17 protein-coding genes are annotated in these 16,551 nt (G+C 64.7%); 4 read left to right on the top strand and 13 right to left on the bottom strand.

All coding sequences use genetic code 11. From position 1 onward, the window contains the following. Window positions 1-93 precede the first annotated feature (93 nt). The 5 genes from VT03_RS27295 to rimI all read right to left on the bottom strand — a co-directional run bounded on the left by VT03_RS27295 (window position 94) and on the right by rimI (window position 3,949). Window positions 94-549, bottom strand: coding sequence for a RidA family protein (locus tag VT03_RS27295; RefSeq protein WP_075095932.1), 456 nt, complete (start codon window positions 547-549; stop codon window positions 94-96). 355 nt (window positions 550-904) lie between these two features. Further along, complete coding sequence (locus VT03_RS27290) at window positions 905-1,906, bottom strand: 3-oxoacyl-ACP synthase III family protein (protein WP_231870534.1); 1,002 nt, start codon at window positions 1,904-1,906, stop codon at window positions 905-907. Between the two features lie 208 nt (window positions 1,907-2,114). Then, the gene (locus VT03_RS27285; protein ID WP_075097326.1) at window positions 2,115-2,621 is read right to left on the bottom strand and encodes a Fur family transcriptional regulator; all 507 of its coding nucleotides are present in this window, start codon (window positions 2,619-2,621) and stop codon (window positions 2,115-2,117) included. A gap of 91 nt (window positions 2,622-2,712) precedes the next feature. Further along, the gene (locus VT03_RS27280) at window positions 2,713-3,087 is read right to left on the bottom strand and encodes a hypothetical protein (protein ID WP_075095930.1); all 375 of its coding nucleotides are present in this window, start codon (window positions 3,085-3,087) and stop codon (window positions 2,713-2,715) included. A 391-nt stretch (window positions 3,088-3,478) separates the two neighbouring features. Continuing rightward, on the bottom strand, window positions 3,479-3,949 hold the full coding sequence (gene rimI, locus VT03_RS27275) for a ribosomal protein S18-alanine N-acetyltransferase (RefSeq protein ID WP_410000426.1): 471 nt from the start codon (window positions 3,947-3,949) through the stop codon (window positions 3,479-3,481). A gap of 436 nt (window positions 3,950-4,385) precedes the next feature. Here rimI and VT03_RS27270 point away from each other — a divergent pair, with 436 nt between their 5' ends. The 3 genes from VT03_RS27270 to VT03_RS27260 all read left to right on the top strand — a co-directional run bounded on the left by VT03_RS27270 (window position 4,386) and on the right by VT03_RS27260 (window position 7,031). After that, window positions 4,386-5,414, top strand: coding sequence for a zinc-binding alcohol dehydrogenase family protein (locus tag VT03_RS27270; RefSeq protein ID WP_075095928.1), 1,029 nt, complete (start codon window positions 4,386-4,388; stop codon window positions 5,412-5,414). A 478-nt stretch (window positions 5,415-5,892) separates the two neighbouring features. Then, window positions 5,893-6,303, top strand: coding sequence for a response regulator (locus VT03_RS27265; RefSeq protein WP_075097325.1), 411 nt, complete (start codon window positions 5,893-5,895; stop codon window positions 6,301-6,303). A gap of 107 nt (window positions 6,304-6,410) precedes the next feature. After that, on the top strand, window positions 6,411-7,031 hold the full coding sequence (locus VT03_RS27260) for an FHA domain-containing protein (protein WP_197489096.1): 621 nt from the start codon (window positions 6,411-6,413) through the stop codon (window positions 7,029-7,031). A gap of 65 nt (window positions 7,032-7,096) precedes the next feature. On the opposite strand, the gene VT03_RS27255 is transcribed toward VT03_RS27260, so the two are convergent. From VT03_RS27255 to VT03_RS27240, 4 genes are all read right to left on the bottom strand, one after another. After that, window positions 7,097-7,381, bottom strand: coding sequence for a hypothetical protein (locus tag VT03_RS27255; RefSeq protein WP_075095926.1), 285 nt, complete (start codon window positions 7,379-7,381; stop codon window positions 7,097-7,099). 371 nt (window positions 7,382-7,752) lie between these two features. Beyond that, window positions 7,753-7,980: a hypothetical protein gene (locus tag VT03_RS27250; RefSeq protein ID WP_075095925.1), complete on the bottom strand. Its 228-nt coding sequence runs from the start codon at window positions 7,978-7,980 to the stop codon at window positions 7,753-7,755. A 240-nt stretch (window positions 7,981-8,220) separates the two neighbouring features. Further along, window positions 8,221-8,814: a heme-copper oxidase subunit III gene (locus VT03_RS27245; protein WP_075095924.1), complete on the bottom strand. Its 594-nt coding sequence runs from the start codon at window positions 8,812-8,814 to the stop codon at window positions 8,221-8,223. A 56-nt stretch (window positions 8,815-8,870) separates the two neighbouring features. Further along, entirely contained in the window at window positions 8,871-10,202 is a 1,332-nt protein-coding gene (locus VT03_RS27240) for a PQQ-binding-like beta-propeller repeat protein (RefSeq protein WP_075095923.1), read from the bottom strand. A 238-nt stretch (window positions 10,203-10,440) separates the two neighbouring features. Here VT03_RS27240 and hemQ point away from each other — a divergent pair, with 238 nt between their 5' ends. Then, window positions 10,441-11,292: a hydrogen peroxide-dependent heme synthase gene (gene hemQ / locus VT03_RS27235; protein WP_231870532.1), complete on the top strand. Its 852-nt coding sequence runs from the start codon at window positions 10,441-10,443 to the stop codon at window positions 11,290-11,292. Window positions 11,293-11,655: 363 nt separating this feature from the next. Here hemQ and VT03_RS27230 read toward each other — a convergent pair whose 3' ends face one another. The 4 genes from VT03_RS27230 to VT03_RS27215 all read right to left on the bottom strand — a co-directional run bounded on the left by VT03_RS27230 (window position 11,656) and on the right by VT03_RS27215 (window position 16,340). Further along, window positions 11,656-12,816, bottom strand: coding sequence for a serine hydrolase domain-containing protein (locus tag VT03_RS27230; protein WP_075095922.1), 1,161 nt, complete (start codon window positions 12,814-12,816; stop codon window positions 11,656-11,658). Window positions 12,817-12,819: 3 nt separating this feature from the next. After that, a complete protein-coding gene (locus VT03_RS27225) occupies window positions 12,820-13,161 on the bottom strand; it encodes an STAS domain-containing protein (protein ID WP_075095921.1) in 342 nt (113 codons plus the stop codon). Window positions 13,162-13,375: 214 nt separating this feature from the next. Next, window positions 13,376-15,508 carry a thioredoxin-like domain-containing protein gene (locus tag VT03_RS27220; protein ID WP_231870531.1) on the bottom strand — a complete coding sequence of 711 codons (2,133 nt, stop codon included), beginning with the start codon at window positions 15,506-15,508 and terminating at the stop codon, window positions 13,376-13,378. A 100-nt stretch (window positions 15,509-15,608) separates the two neighbouring features. After that, entirely contained in the window at window positions 15,609-16,340 is a 732-nt protein-coding gene (locus VT03_RS27215) for a hypothetical protein (RefSeq protein WP_075095920.1), read from the bottom strand. Window positions 16,341-16,551 lie beyond the last annotated feature (211 nt).

The raw sequence follows: 16,551 nt of genomic DNA, 5'->3' as shown, positions 1-16,551 counted from the left end.
GCCCGGAAAAAAGGCGGCTTCATGCGGGACGCCGCCGCTTTCGCACGAAAGATTTCGCCAACAGACCGAGCCCTGGTCTGCGCCCGACGACATTCAGATGACTTCGAAGATGACTTCGATCTCGACCGGGATGTTCCCCGGGAGAGAGCCCATTCCCACGGCGCTTCGCGCCCCGACTCCGGCGTCGCCAAAGACTTCCCGGAGCAGTTCGCTGAAGCCGTTGATGACCGCGGGGTGCTCAGTGAACTCAGGAATGGCGTTGACCATCCCGAGCGTCTTGATCGTCCGCACGACGCGGTCCAGCGAGCCGAGCTCCCGGCGGAGAGTGGCCAGAATGGCAAGGCCCGTCACACGGGCCGCCTCCTTGGCCTGTTCCGCGGAGACGTCGACTCCGACTTTTCCCGCGATGTAGCCGTCCCCCTGCCACGGGCCGTGGCCAGAGACGTAGAGCAGGTTTCCGACCTGCACCGCGGACTTGTAGACGAACGCGGGCTTGGGAGGCGTGGGGAGAGCGAGTCCGAGTTCTTTGATCCGAGCTTCCGCTCCCATCGTCCTGCCTCGCCTCTGGTCCCCTGGTCGATCGCGCCCGGCCACTCGCCCGAAACTACTGGGCCTTATGGCACGTCTTGCAGCGGGCGCGCCACTGGACCAGGCGGCCGCACTTCGTGCAGCGCTTCTGCTTGAGGGCCTTCTTGGCCTTCGTACGCGGGCGGAAAATCATCGGAACACCTGCAATCCACTGACAATCGAACAACGGAAGGGGGAGGAGTTTACAGAGACCCCGCAGGGGACGCAATCGGGCCGCGGAGGGAGAAAACGTCCAAAAGATCAGGAACGGCTGTCGCGTCCCGGGGCATCGGCCGCCAGCAAGCTGACTCGACCGGATTTCGCCCGGCGACGCAGTCTACCAGCGGTAGACGCCTGTTCCCCAGGTGAGCCCCGCCCCGAAACCGCACATCAGAACCGAGTCGCCGCGGCGGAGGCGTCCGGCCTGCATCGCCTCGTCGAGAACGAGGGGGATCGATCCGGCGGAGGTGTTGCCGTAGCGCTGCAGGTTGTTGAAGAACCGGTCGGACGAGATCCCGAGCTGCTCCCGGGCCGCCTCGATGATCCGCATATTGGCCTGGTGGAGCAGGTACAGCTCCACGTCATGCACCGAGAGTCCGCTCTGGTCGAGCACAAGTTCGATCGAATCGACGACCGTCCGGACCGCCCACTTGAAGACGCTCCGGCCATCCATTCGCAGGTAGTGCTCGCCCTGCTCCAGACCGACGGGACTGAAGGGATTCATGGCCCCTCCCATCGGCCGATCGAGCAGCGCCGCGCCGGAGCCATCCGAGCCCATCTGGTAGCAGATCAGCCCCTGATGCGGACCGCCCCGCGTCACCAGAACCGCCCCGGCTCCGTCGCCGAAGAGGGGGTACGAGCGGTAATCCTTGGGATTGACGATCCGGCTGTTCGTGTCGGCCCCGACCACGAGCGCCAGCTTGGCGTTCCCGGTCGAGACGTACTGACAGGCAGTGACGAGCGCGTACATGAAGCCGGAACAGGCGGCCGCCACGTCGAACGCGGGACAATCCAGCCCCAGCTGATCCTGAATGAGATTTGCGGCCGAAGGACAGAGGTAGTCCGGCGTAAAGGTCCCGACAACGAGCAGGTCGATGTCCGAGGGACTCACTCCCGCGGACGCGATCGCCTTCTTGGCCGCCTCAACCGACATGTGGGAGGTGGCCATCCCGGGCGGAGCGTGGCGGCGTTCCAGGATGCCGGTCCGCTGCTCGATCCACTCGGCATCGAAGCCGTATTTCACATTGAGATCAGCATTCGTGACGATCCCTTCCGGCACATACGAGCCGGTAGAAACGATCTGAACGCCGAGCAGCGAGCTGGTACGTCGACTCTTCACTTGGCGGAATTTCTCCGCGAATCCGTTCGGAACGAAGGCTCCCATACTGCGGCCGCGACGCGGTCGCGCAACCCTCGGAGATATGGGAACTTTGGGAGTATAACCGTGCAAAGAAAACGCATCTAGGCCGGAAGGGTTCAAGAACCGGCCAGAACGACGCCCCGGTTCCGCTCCCCTCGTCGACCTCGCCGCCCCGAGGGGAAACCGCTCAGAGCAGATTCAACTTCTTCGGACGCGTGGCGGGGGGCCGGCTGCATGCCGTGCAAAGTCCGCTCACTTCGAGGCGATGCCCTTCCATCCGGAACCCGTGCTGGCGGGCGATCTCCTCCAGCAGTTCGCTGATTCCCTCGTTGTGGAACTCGAACAGCGTGCCGCACTTCTTACAGATCAGGTGGTCGTGCTGCGGATAGCCGTACTCGTGCTCGTAGACATCGCGGTCGTCCTGGCGGGCGACCTTGCGGAGCATTCCCGCCTCTTCGAGGAGGATCAGCGAGCGATACACCGTCGATCGGCTGACGCGCCGGCCGTCGGTCCGCTGGGCGAGCCGCTGAACGAGCTGCTCCGCGTCGAAGTGATCGTGTGAGGCGAAGACCTCTTCGACGATGATGCTCCGCTCCCGCGTCAGCCGCAGCCCCTTGGTCGCCAGGAACTCGCGGTACTTTTCGACCGGGGAGATCGAAGAATCGAGCTCGGGAGACAGGTCAGGTTCGGGCAACGTCGCTTCCACGGGGGCACCATCCGGCCTGCGGGCGCCTCGAGTTCCGCTGAGGCCGTCACCGCTGCTGCGATATCATCGCCGCGTGTTCCTACCGCGGCTCCAGATCGTTCTGGAGAACTTCGTACAGGCGGTCGATCGCCGCCTCGAACTTCTCAGGGGTATCATAGACACCGGCTTCGATCTGGGCACGGATCCGACGCAGGCGTTCTGCACGAGCCGGCGTCACCGTTCCGTCCGTACCGTTTCCGTCACGACCGCCCTCCGCGGCGGACGGCTGGCGAGCCGGTGAAGTCTCTCCATTGCTCAAGCTCTCGCCCCCTTGCGAGTTGTGCGACTCGCCCCTCTGGCCGCCGCCGACGGTCTCGGCAGCATAACGGATGCCGAATTCGGTCATCAACGGGGCCTTGCGGGGACCGACGGCGGAGGAGATGAGCTGGTCCATGAGATGATTGAGAGTGCGCATGGTCACGAGTCCTCGCAACCGTCCTGGCGCTGAAAAAGGCAGGTCGTAAGACACTGCTGCATCTTGCGTTATGACTGAGGTCCGCCCATCCATCGAGCGTCCCTGACGCCCATATTCATCGACCTGTCTCCGCCGCGGCGATCACCCTCTGGCCTCGTTTTGTAGTCTTTTCCTCCCTTTTCCCCGGAAATTGTAAATCTTCTCCGGCTGCGGGCCTCGACCGGCACTCCCCTGCCCCAGGAAACGAAAAAAGTTCGCGGCTCCCGACTGGGATCCGCGAACTTCAAGATCAGGTCCAGTGCGAACACCGCCCCCCATAGCCTACCGGAGTCGCCGGGAATCCTTTCCTGGCCCGTCCGATCAACAAGGGGCGCCGCTCACTGAGTGGGGCCTATGCAGCGTCGAATTCCGAAATGCGGTTCTGCGGCGCGAACGGGGCCGATGCATCGGCCGCGGCGTCGAGACGGAACTGCATGATGTAGGCGTCTTCGTCCGTGTCGTCATAGTGCGACCGGAGGACGCTGATCGCCCGGAAGCCCTGGTTGCGGAAGAAGAGCTGGCCTTCCAGATTCCGCTCGCGGACTTCCAGAAGGATCTCATTCCGCCGCTGCTGCGACAGCTTGTCGACCAGCCGCAGGACCATTTGCAGGCCGATCCCCTGCCGGCGCATTTCCGGCGCGACGGCGAAGTTGAGGATATGCAACCGGGACTTGTGGAGTTCATAGATCATGAAGCCCACGATCTGATGGTTGTGCTCAGCCACCATCCCGATGCAGTTCCGTTGGCGAAGACAGCAGAGGAAATCCTCATCCGTCCACGGGAACTCAAAGCTTGACTGCTCGATCCGCAGGACCTCGGGCATGTCGCGCCGAATGAGCCATCGAATCTGCACGTCCAACTGCGATTTTGAAATGCTCACGATGGCCTCCTTGCCACCCATCAACTGGACCGATCTTTTTAGTTTCATCGGTCACGCATAACTCGGCGACATTAACAGAAATTCCGGAAAGGGTGAAGGGAAAGAAAACTCCTTCGGAGCGGCGTCGGCGGGACGTGCCGATGAGGTGCGTCCGCGCACGTTGTGCGGAGGCCCCCGGGCGTCACGAACCACGTTCACCGATCAGCAGGGCGCCAGCATGCGTCTGCGGAAAGCCGCCTGTTCGCCACGTTCGACGGAACACCGCGAGTCTCCATGACCGAGGGACAGCGCTTCTGTTCGCGAAGGCAAGTCGCCAGACTCTCGTCGCATTCGACTTTCCCCGCTCCCCTTCGGCCCCTGGTCACGCTCCGGTTACGCCATGAAAGCGCTCTGCCTCGAAGAACCTCGCAAGTTCGTCCGCCTCGACCTCCCCGAGCCTTCGGCCCCCGGCCCCGGCGAAGCCCTCGTGACGACGCGCCGGATGGGGATCTGCGGCACGGACCTCAGCGGCTACCTCGGCAAGATGCCGTTCTTCAGCTACCCGCGAATCCCCGGGCACGAGCTGGGAGTCGAGGTCCTGGCGGTCGGCCCGGACGTACAGAACGTGGCCCCGGGAGACCGCTGCTCCGTCGAGCCGTACATCAACAACGAGCAGAGCTTCGCCAGCCGCCGCAAGTCCGGGAACTGCTGCCAGAACCTCCAGGTGCTGGGGGTCCATACCGATGGCGGATTGCGGTCGCGATGGATCATCCCCGCGCGGAAGCTCCACCGGTCGACCGGGGGACTGTCGTTCGAACAGCTGGCCCTCGTGGAGACGCTGGCGATCGGGTGTCACGCCAACGACCGCGGCGCTCCCCGCCCCGCGGAGCACATCCTGATCATCGGCGCAGGGCCGATCGGGCTGGCGACGCTCGAGTTCGCGCGGCTCACCGGGGCGGTCATCACCGTCATGGACATGGTCCCGTCGCGTCTCGACTTCTGCCGGCGGCAGTACCAGGTCCCGCACACGATCGTCTTCAAGGGGGACGGCTCGGAACTGGAGCAGATGCGCGAGATCACCGGCGGCGAGCTCTACACGGTCGTCACCGACGCCACGGGCAATGCCCGTTCGATGTCGAACGCCCTCAACTACTGCGCTCATACCGGGACGCTCGTGTATGTCGGTATCACGTCGGACAGCCTCGAGTTCCCGCATCGCCTGATGCACGCGCGGGAGCTGACGCTCAAGGGAAGCCGGAACGCTCTCCCGGGCGACTTCTCACGGATCATCCGGCTGATCGAAACCGGTGTGATCGACACCGCGCCGTGGATTACGCACCGCACGAGCTTTGACGCTCTGGTGGACAACTTCGAGTCCTACACGCGGCCGGAGACAGGGGTCATCAAGGCGATCGTCGAAGTCGAGTAGCGGTGCCGCGAGGAAGTCAGAGTTTTCGAATGACGTCCTTGCCGGCACAGCTCTGACAGCTCAAACCCAACGTGCTACGGCAGCCGGGGTCAAGGGGGCAACCCCTTGCCGCCGGAGGCGCTTCCCTGAGGAACCGTGGAACACAACGGATGTCCCCTTTGTGATGCCGGCGGTGAGAACTCACCGGTCGCCCTGGAATCCCAGCGTGTTGTGAGGGGGCATACGACACGTCGTCCGCGCTTGGACACCCACTCTTTCAGACATCTCTCGACGGCCAGGCCTCCGGCGGGCAAAGGGGCGTTCCCCCTCTGCACTCCCCACCAGGGTGCCCCTGGACCCCGTTCGACCAGCGACGTTGCCACGCCACCGAACGCGCGCCAATCCCGGGAATCCATCAATACCAATTGACGCGTCTGCGTAGAATGTGTTATGCGATAGTGAACATTTTGCCTTTTCCTCGCTACGAGAGGATCTCGTGGTGGCCTCGCCCAGCACAACGTACCGCGTCCTGATCGCCGACGACGATGCCGGCTTCCGGGAAACGCTTGAAAGCATCCTCGAGCCGCACTTCCTCACGCTGTCGGTCCCGTCAGCGGAGCGGGCGCTCGAAATCGTCGAACACGAGCCGATTCACCTGGCTCTGTTCGACATGCACATGCACCTGCTGACGGGACTCGATGCCCTGCGGATCATCCAGCAGGTCCGGACAGGGCTCCCCTGCATCCTGATCACCGCCGACCTCACCGAGCGGCTGGCCCAGGAAGCCCGCGCGGCCCAGGCCTACGGCGTGCTGCGAAAACCGGTCAGCCGCCGCGATCTCCTGTCCGAGGTCTACACGGCGCTCCGCGACCGCTATCATGATCCCAATATTCCCTGCACCGTTTCGTAGGCGCTTGGCCGGCGCGGGCCTGCCGGGGACAATCGTGTGAGCGGTCCGCTGCCGACGCGGGTGGGCGAGGGGCGGCTGCTTCCTTGAGGTTCGCCAAGATGGCCTTCGTGACGTTTCAGATTCTCGACGGCCTGGAGGCGGGGCGAACCTATGCCGACCTCGAGACCCCCGTCACGATCGGTCGGGAAGAAGACTGCGACATCCGCCTCAACGATGACCGCGTCAGCCGCCTGCACGCCCGGATCCAGGAGGACTCCGGCCGGATCATCCTGACAGACGTCGACAGCACGAACGGCACGCGGATCAACGGGCACCCGATCAAGATCCGGGTCCTCCAGCCGGGAGACCAGATCGTCATCGGCCGCTGCACCCTCCTCTACGGAAGCGAGGAGGAACTCGATGAGAGCGCGGGCCGCGCCACAGTCCAGCGCGACGACGATGACGACAGCACGGACAAGCGGGTCAATCCGCTCGTGACGTCTCCGACGGTCCCGCCGCCGGAACTCCCTTCCGATCTCACCACCCTGCAGGCGGCCCAGCTATCGGACCTTCTGAACTATCTGCAGGTGCACGTGCTGTACACGCTCGATCACGGCGAAGAGCTCGAGGCGACCGGAAGCAAGTCGCAGCAGAAGATGATTCTCGCCCCCGCCGCCTGGCGATGCCTGCAGAAGGTTCAGCTTCAACTGTCCCGGTACCTGCAGGCGATCGGTTCGCCAGATCGGTGATCGCCGCCCCGGCATGATCGCCGGCGACGGACGGTTTCAAGGCGTCCAGCTTTGACCGGTCCCGTTCACACTTTGGCGGTCTCGACTGCGACCGCAGCCGCTTCGCTGGACCAGACCATCAGGCTCCGCTCGTCGAGGATGACGTGCGCGTAGGGACCGTTCGGATCGGCTTCGAGGGTCACGCCGTATTCCCGCAACTGGACCGCCAGCGAGCCGGTGTGCTCAATCCGGCCGTCGTCGGGAAGGACTCGCCACCATTGAAGATGCGGCCACTCCTGTCGGACCACTTCGAGGCTGCTGCGGACGATTCGCCCATCCGGTCCCGGAGCAAATCCCGCGCGACGGGCCACTGCGCTGCATGTGGCAAAACGATCCGCTCGCTTCAACTCCCACAACACTTCGGCCAAAGCTGTTGCCCGTGCACTCGCCATCCCGCGCTCCCCGGTACTGCGTGGTCCGCTGGAACACCTCGCTCCAGGATCGACCAGCAGGATCCCTGGAGTTTCTGACGCAGTTTTGACCGTAACCGCCAGCCGCCACGACTTCAAGAACGAACTGTCTCGCGACCGGAGATCGCCGGGATTCCTCCGGGGACGCTTCCGGTCGGCCACCCAGGCTCGACACGGGAGCGATCGCTTAATCGTTAGAGCAGGAATCACTTGCGCTGCCTCCCGAATCGAGGCTGAGCGAGCATCGATCGCTCACCCTGGACCGGGCCGCCCTACTTCGGCTTGCCGGTCCGGAACAGGACGGTCGAGACCGCGCTCCGGAGTTCCTGCATCTGGCGACGCAGAGCCTGCTCTCGCAGCTCCCGGTCCGTGCACCAGCGATCGAACTCCCCCGCGGCCCGATCAACCGCGACGTCGTGCCGGACGATCCGGTTCAGAAACGCGCCGGCCGGAGTGATGGAGGCCGAAGCGGAGGCGTCGAGGGTCAGGATCGGGGTCATGGCAGGTCTTCAAACGGCGTCAACTGGGAAGGTCTGGTAATCTTTTCGGCCACCCAGCACACCCCAATTGAGAACCTTGACCGTGTAGTGAAACTTTTCCGGTCCGGAAATTTAGCGAGGCTGCGCAACCGCTACCGTCGGCCCTTTCCGGACTCAAGTCGCGACCGGAACGAGCGATCGAGCGGTCCCGGAGGGGGGAAGCTCACTGGCAGAGCTTTGGAAAAGAGAGAGCGACACCACTCAGGTGACGGCGATCATCATGACGGCCAGGATTCCGCACCACACGATTCCCAGGAAGTGCCAGAACCAGGCGCAGTACCGGACGCCCCAGTAGTACTCATGGTCATAGCGGTCCCGGAACGAACGGACCGTGATCAGCACCACGAACAGCGTCGCCACGACGAAGTGCATGACGTGCAGGGCCGCGAGCATCAGGACGAACGGTGTGATGCCGAGCGACGCCTCCTCGGCCGACCGCTCCGCCGGGAGCATGGCCCACAGCCCGTAGGTCTGGACCCCCATGAAGGCGGCCCCCAGCCCGAGAGAAATCAGAAGCCAGCGGCGAAAGAGGTGCTGCTTTTCGATCCGGACCCAGGAGACGGCCCGGTGCAGCGCCAGACTCCCGGCAAAGAGCAGCAGCGAGCTCAGGACGAACGCGGGGGGGAACCGCATGCCGTTCGTCGTCACGACGACCTGCCGTCCCGCCAGTCGCACGAGCCCCCAGCCGAGCAGGATCGCGATCCCGACGATGCTGGCGGCCAGCGCCAGAAAGAGGCGAGCCGCCGCGGCGGTGCCGGGGGCGTGGCGGGCGACGTCGGGCGGGCGCGTTGGCATCGGCACGTCTCTCCCGCCCTTCCCCGCCTCCGCTCATCCTCTTTCCATCGTTCCGTCTACTCGTCGGCGGCCATCGAGACGCAGACCAGTTCCTTGTCGTTGCGGGCGTAGACGCACTGATTCGCGAAGGCGGGCATCGACCAGACCACCTCCCGACCGAACACGGTCTGGCTCGGTTCGAGAACATGGAACCGTCCGAGTTCCTCATAGCCGGTCGGGGTCAGCTTCGCCTCGATGAGGTCCCCGGTTTCGCTGAAAAGGAAGAACCGCGAACCGTTCCGGACCAGGAACGCGGTCCCGTGCGACGCGCCCCGCTTCCCTCCCGTGGTCGGCTGGAACGACTGCCAGAGCCGCTTTCCGTCCGCCAGATTGAAGGCCCGGAAGGCCCCCTGCTGACAGTCGGCACCGTAGACCGTCCCGTCGACGATCAGCGGCGTCACGTTGGCGGCGGCCAGTCCCTTGGAGGCGTTCGCTTCCCAGACCCGCTCCGCGGCCGGCCGCGTCGAATCGAGGCGGAAGACCGCCCCAACGTTGCCGATCCCGCTGGCGAACAGGAGGTCCCCCTCCTTCTGCGGGGCCATGATCGACATCCCGTAGCTTGGTTTGAGGTCCTGCGACCAGTAGACCGCACCGGTCTCTGGGTCGAGGGAGTTCAGCTTGTCGGCATCCCAGACCAGGAGCTGCCGCTTGCCTCCCGCTTCGATCATCGAAGGGGGAGCATATCCCGACTCCGAGGCCGACAGCGCCCGCCACTTCTCCTCGCCGGTCTTACGGTCGAAGGCGACGGCCACGCTTCCCTTCCCTCCGACGAGGCAGATCAGCCGGGGTCCGTCGATGAGAGGATGGCCGCTGAAGCCCCAGATCGGGACCGGCGCGGAGTAGTCCTTGACGAAGTCCTTCGACCAGACGACTTCGCCGGAGTCCGCCTTGAGGCACCACAGGTTCCCCTCGGCGCCGAGGGCGTAAACGAGACCGTCCGCCACGGTCGGCGTGGCGCGGGGACCGCTGGGGTACGAAAGCTTGTACGGCCGGTCGTATTCGTGCTTCCAGAGGACCTCGCCCGTCTTCGCATTCAGGCACAGGACCCGTTCCTGTCCGGTCAGTTCATCCCGTGAGCCGGGGTTGTTCGTGATCGTCCCGGCCGTCTTCTGGTAGTCGGTGACATACACCCGATCCCCCACAACCGCTGGCCCCGAGTAGCCTCCGCCGACGGGAACCCGCCACAGCACCTTGAGGCCGTCCTGAGGAATCCGGTCGACGATCCTCGTCTCTTTCCAGAGCCCATCCCGCGCTTCGCCCATCCACTGGGGCCAGTCTCCCGCCGAAGCGGGTCGGGTGAGGGTGAAGGCGGTCAGGGCCGTGAGAACCCACTGCAAGTTGCAACGCATAGAAGACTCCTGGGACACGATGGGCGATTTTACCGACTCCCCGGAGAACGGCGAGCCGCGCCCAGTTTGCCGCCCCATCACCCGGTCGCCATAATCCGTGACCGCCGGGACAGTTCAGGCCAACCACACCTGTAGCCCCCGGCAGATTGGTCACCTTCGCTGGTGGCTGTCGACGGCTGCCCGGCCCCCGGTGCTGTCTTCGCAAAGCCTTTCCGAAAAACTCTTCAAGGAACTTCGCGTGCGTCCTCCCTCTCACGCCGCTCCCCTGCCTGATCCGACCATCCGCATGACGACGGGGTGGCACTGCCTGCACCTGTACTACCGGGTGAATCCGCAGGTGTGGGGCGGTCTCGACTCCGCGGCTCGGCGGGCGGGCCTGAGCCAGCTCGAAGAGCTCCTGAATCCGGAGCGGGCCGGCAATCCGGAGCGGCTGCAGGTGTTTGCCGTCTCGGGGCACCGGGCGGACTTCGGGCTGATGATGCTCGATCCAGATCCCCTCAAGATCGACGCGGTCAAGCAGGCGATCCGGGCCACGGCGATCGGTGCGGCGCTCGAGCCGACGTACTCGTTCGTGTCGATCACGGAAGTCTCCGAGTATGTCCCGACGGTCGAGCAGTACAGCGAGCGGCTGAAGATGGACGGGGTCTCGGCGGAGGATCCGAGCTACGCCGCCAAAGTCCGGGCTTATGAGCAGCGGCTGCCGATGATGAATCAGCAGCGGCTGTATCCGGACTTTCCGAACTTCCCGGTGATCTGTTTTTACCCGATGAACAAGATCCGGGATCCGCACGCGAACTGGTTCACGGAGCCGTTCAGTGTCCGGTCCGCGCTGATGGCGGAGCATGCCACTTCGGGGATCAAGTTCGCCGGCAAGGTGAGTCAGCTGATCACGGCGTCGACCGGTTTCGATGACTGGGAGTGGGGGGTGACGCTCTGGAGCCGGTCGCCGGAGCACATCAAGGAGATTGTGTACACGATGCGGTTCGATCAGGCGTCGGCGAAGTACGCGGCGTTCGGTCCGTTCTACATTGGGTACATCCTGTCGGCCGGCGACCTGTTGAAGCACCTCAAGCTCGAGGCGGGTGTCTGAACGGCGTGCTTGCCGGCACGGCTCTGATAGCTCAAACCCAACGTGCCATGGCAGCTTGGGGTCAAGGGGGTCTCACCCCCTTGACCCCGGAGGCATTTTCCTCGCTGAACCGTGGGACACAACGGATGCCCCCATTGTGGTACCAGCGTTGAGGACTCATTCCATCGACACCGCTCGTTTTGCAGTCCCCGCGGGTTAGTTGAAGGGGCATCCGGCACGTTGTCCGCGCTTGGACACGTGCTCCTTCAGACATCTCTCGACGGCCAGGCCTCCGGCGGGCAAAGGGGCGTTGCCCCTCTGCACTCCCCACCAGGGTGCCCCCTGGACCTCGGTGGGCCGATGACGCTGAGTTGCGGACAGCGCTTAGCGCGCGGACTCCAACCGGGCCGCCGCGATCGCATTAGACAGCCGCATAATCCACCGCGTGCTGCGATCAAGCGGCGTGTCGGTCAGGATCACGGTCGCCAGGTCCAGCTGCGGATCAATCCAGAAGACAGTCCCCGTCGCTCCCCAGTGACCATAAGTCGCAGGCGACAGCAGGTCCCCAAACGAGGCGGCATGCGCCGGCCACTGCATCCGCCAGCCGAGCCCCCACCCGCGACAGCGTCGGTCCGCCTCCGGGACGTCAGGGAACGCGCCGAGCTGGTTGGTCGTCGCGGCGGCAATCGTCGCGGGAGAAAACAGCTTCCGACCCCCGACACTCCCGCGCGACAGCATCATCAGACAGAACCGAGCCAGGTCCGCCGGCGTCGAAAGAAGCCCCCCCCACGCGGCACCGAACTGACGCCAGTACCGGCTGTTCCAGTTCCACTCGTCCCCCCCGACCTGCTCCGGCGGGACTTGAACAGGAACGATCCGCTCCAACTGCGGAGAACCGCCGTCAAACCACCCGTCCGGCGCCCCCAGGATCGAGGCGTTCATACCGCAGGGCTCAAAGATCTCCTCCTGGATGAACCGCGCCGTCGGAACACCCGCCGCGTCCGCAATGATCCGGTCCAGAAGAACGAATCCCATGCTCTGGTACTGGACGCCGCGCCCGGGCGGAAAGTCCATCGCGGCCTGGAGCGTCCCTTCGTAGAACGCCTCGAACGGCGAGCGGGCCATCCGCAGCTCCCGGTTGCCCGGGAGCATGTCGGGCAGCCCTGACGTGTGGGTCAGCAGATGACGGAGCGTGAGCGACTTCTTCGAGGAGTCCTTGAGCGGCAGCAGGTCGGAGACGCGGTCATTCAGAGTCAGCCTGCCCCGCTCGACGAGGAGCAGGGCCGCCATCGCGACGATCGGTTTCGTCAGCGAGGCGACGAGAAAAATCGAGTCATCGTCGAGGGGCCTTGCCGGCAGGGCTCCCCGTTCGTTCTGGACGAAAACTGGATCGAGCGTCGTTCCGCATCCCGCGACGGCGATCGCCAATCGGGAGATCCCGGAGTTCGCCGCATCCTGCGCCAACTCCCGCACCCGCGACCACCGGCTGGAATCGACCCCCATCTTCTCGGGCCGCCCCGTTCCCGTCGGACTCCCCTGCGCCACGGTTCAGCCTTTCGCCGGTCGATCGACTTCAACGACGTGGATCGGCATCACCCGTTCGAGGTGCGTCACGGAGAGGACCTCGCGGACGTCGTCAGACGGATTGTAGAGATGGACGTCGACACCCATCTGCCGGATCGAGGAGAGCAGCCCGAGCAGTCCGCTCGGGATGATCTGGACGCCCGTGAGGTCGAAGGCGAGCACTTTGCAGTCGTTGGCCTTGAGAATCTCAATGACCTCGGTCCGGCACTGCGAGACGCCAATCTCGTCCAGGATCTCCTGGCCACAGAACCCGACGATCGTTGTCTCGCCTGCCTGGTACACCTGCAGGACCGGAGGTTTCGCCATGTCTGCCTCACGCGATACTTGGGGACGCGGGGGAGCAATGCAGAGCACGACCGGTACGGTACAGAACCGCCGGAACAGGCGGAAGGAAGAGGGGAACGGACGAGATTGGGGAACCGGCGGCGCAAGTTGACGTGATCTGCCGCCGCCTGCCCGGCCCCCGGGTCTCAGCGTGCTGGCACATTACGTCCGCCACTCGGAACCAGCTCCCTCCCGATCAATTCATGGCGACACGAACCGGAATGGCAACCGGCTTGGTCGAACCGTCGGCCGAGGTGGTGATCGTCACCTTCCACTTCTGCCGGCCGAAGCGGCAGACCGCCTCGGTCCCTTCCCGGCAGTACGTGTAGTTCATCGTCAGCTCGTACGTCCCCTTCCCCGGCGTCGCGGCCAGGGGGAGCTCGATCGTTCCCGTGCTCCCCTCGCCCGAGCCGTCGTGGCGGGCGCCGAGGACGGCACTATCGACCGCCGTCGCCGTCCCGACCGCCTTGAGGCGATAGCTGACGGGCCCCAGCGGGTTGAGCTTGTGGGCCGGCGGGAGGGTGAAATCGAGCGTGAGCGTCAGGGTTTCCCCCGCCTTGGCGGCGATGGCCGGGAGTTCGACCGGCGCGAGTCCGTCGTTCTCTTCCCTGGGCTGCGGCGGAGCCGGAGGGGTGAGGCCGTTGATCACAAACTCGCGGGTCGCCTTCGTCTTGAGATCGACCGACAGCAGCCGGTGGTTGTTCGTGTCCGCCACGAGGAGCTGGTCGCCGGCGATCGCCAGGCCCGCCGGCTCCGAGAGCTCGACCGGGGAGAGCCCCGCCCCGCGCTTCCCGGTGCCGAGCCAGGTCGCCGTCGCTTCGGTCTTGGGATCGATGACCTTGATCTTGTGGTTGTAGGTATCCGCCACGAAGAGTTTGCCGTCGTGAAACAGGACATCGAGCGGATGCTGCATCCGGACCGTCGCGCCGCGGCCGTCGACGTCGCCGAACTCGAACAGCGAGCGGCCCCGCGGGAAGTCGCGCGGCCCGGCGACCGTGTCGACACGCCCCTTCCCCCCGAGCGTGACGCGGCGGACCGCCGAGCCTTCGCTGTCGACGTGATAGAGGACCTTGCCGTCGGTCGTGATTCCCGAGGGCTGTGCGAGGGCGGCTTCGGCCCGCGTCCCGTCGAGAATGTCTTCACGCCCCGAGCCGGCGAAGACGCGGATGTCGTTCGATCCGAGTTCCCACGACCAGAGCTGGTGCGGTCCCGCCATGGCGACGTAGAGCTTGCCGTCGAGATAGGTCAGGGCCCAGGGGCTGTTCAGCGCCGTCCGCAGCAGCGGTCCACCCGCTTCCCGCGACTTCGACTGAACACCGGTCCCGGCCTTGGTCGTGACGGTCCTGGCCTTGAGGTCGACCGCCCGGAGCAGGTGATTCTCGGTATCCGCGACGTACAGGACGTCATCGACGAGCGCCATCCCCTGCGGATGGTCGAACTCGGCGGTCGCGTAGTCTCCATCCTTGCGGCCAATCGCGCCGCTGCCGATCACTTCTTTGAGCTGACCGGACAGGCTGCTGACGACGATCCGGTTGTGGTTGCTGTCCGAGACGAACAGCCGGTCCCCCGCCACGTCGGTCAGGATCTTCCCCGGGAACCGCAGCGGCGTCGGCTCCGCCTTGGCCCGCTCGAGGGCGAACCGGACGGGGGTCTCATCAAGCGTCCCCTTGGCCCGGTGATAGGCGATCATCTTGCCGATCACCATGTCGAACAGCTCGCCGGTCCCTTCGCCGGGCTGCTGCCCGACGAAATTCCCCTCGGGGTCGATCAGGACGAGGGTCGGCCAGCTGCTGAACTGGTACTTCTCGGCGATGACGCGGTTGGCGTCATTCACGACCGGGTGCGAGATCTCGTATCGCAGGATCGCCCGGCGGATGTTCTCGGTGTCCCGCTCGTTCTCGAACTTCGGGTGATGAACGCCGATGACGACAAGCTGCTTGTCGTACTTCTCTTCGAGCTTCTTGAGGTCCGGCAGGACGTGGATGCAGTTGATGCAGCAGTACGTCCAGAAGTCGAGCAGGACGACCTTCCCCCGCAGGTCCTTCAGCGAGATCTCGCCGGCGGTGTTGAGCCACTCGACTCCCCCTTCCAGGCTGGGAGCCGGGAAGCGGCCGGGGAACGGGTTCTCACTCGGGACAGCGTCGGCCGCCTCCTTTTCGTCCTTCTTCTCGTCCCCCTTGTCCTGAGCGGCCAGCTCGCGTAGCCCGAACGGGGATTTCGACGGCAGCACGCTCCAGACCGATCCGACGAGGAACGCGATCAGGAGCATCCAGAGGCCGGAACGGACAGCAACCGACTTCAGACCGGTACGCGGGGAGCGGATTTCCATGGACGAGTTCTCCTGCGTCTGGATGCCTCACCAGCGCGGGAGCCTTCCGCGCAGCAAACGGGACAACCCATCATAGGCAGTCCCGTTCGATCGGTCACCCTCAGACCTCGTCGCTGTCCTTCCGAACCCGGACCTCCATCGAGCCTAACAGACGCGTAATCCGCTGCTCTTTCGAAGTGATGAAGGCGACATTCTCCAGGACGATCGCCCGCCGCTCGTTGCTGGGATGGAGGATCAGCCGCCCCGAGCCGAGCAGGAGGTATTCGAAGACGTCGTTCACTTCCTTGTCGATCTTGAGCTGCGGGGCCGGGAACCGCTCGAGGTCGCTCATGAAGCCGTGGTGATGGAGCAGTTCGTTGCCGCGGACCTCCCAGTAATCGAAGCGGGAGTGAGTCCACACCCCCATGTAGATCAACGACATCACGAAGGCGAACAGCAGGAAGAACATGTGGTTCGCCGTCGGCTGCAGGCTGCGGAGGAACGATCCCAGAACGGGGAACAGGGTCGGGACGTAGACCGACCCGAGCGCGAGTCCCAGGCCGACCGCGACGATCAGGAAGAAGAGCGTGATCGAGGTGGTGCGGGGAAAGTCGAACGACAGGACGACGAGATTGATCGACAAAGTGATCAGGAACGCCCAGCTGACAATCACGTGGCCGCTCGACGTGATGTCCGCCCGCTCGATGAACGACCAGATCGCCGCCACGATGGCCACGAGGTAGGACGGGTAGAGGAAGATGATCTTGGGATACGAGAAGAGGAGAATCCGGTTCTCGTTCTCTTCCTGCTTTTTGGCGGCGGCCGTTGCAGCGGGAGCAGCGGGCTTGGACATGGCTTGCAAACCTCAAGGGAGAGAGCTCAGCGATTCGTGGCAGAATCGCCGCAAAACTATGGGAGACTTCGCTCAACGTCAACAGCGACTTTCGCATCGCCCCTTCGGAAGCGGTTCGTGACGCAAACGCGATTCCTGGGTCTCTGGATCAAATGCGTTCATGGAAGGCCGCGAAGCTCCGAGACCACGCCGCTGGCCTCCTCGCCCCGCC

The sequence above is a fragment of the Planctomyces sp. SH-PL14 genome, assembly GCF_001610835.1.
In the GTDB taxonomy this organism is placed as follows: Bacteria; Planctomycetota; Planctomycetia; order Planctomycetales; family Planctomycetaceae; genus Planctomyces_A.
Note: the sequence above shows the minus strand (reverse complement) of the source record. Positions and strands in the feature narration are given on the sequence as shown.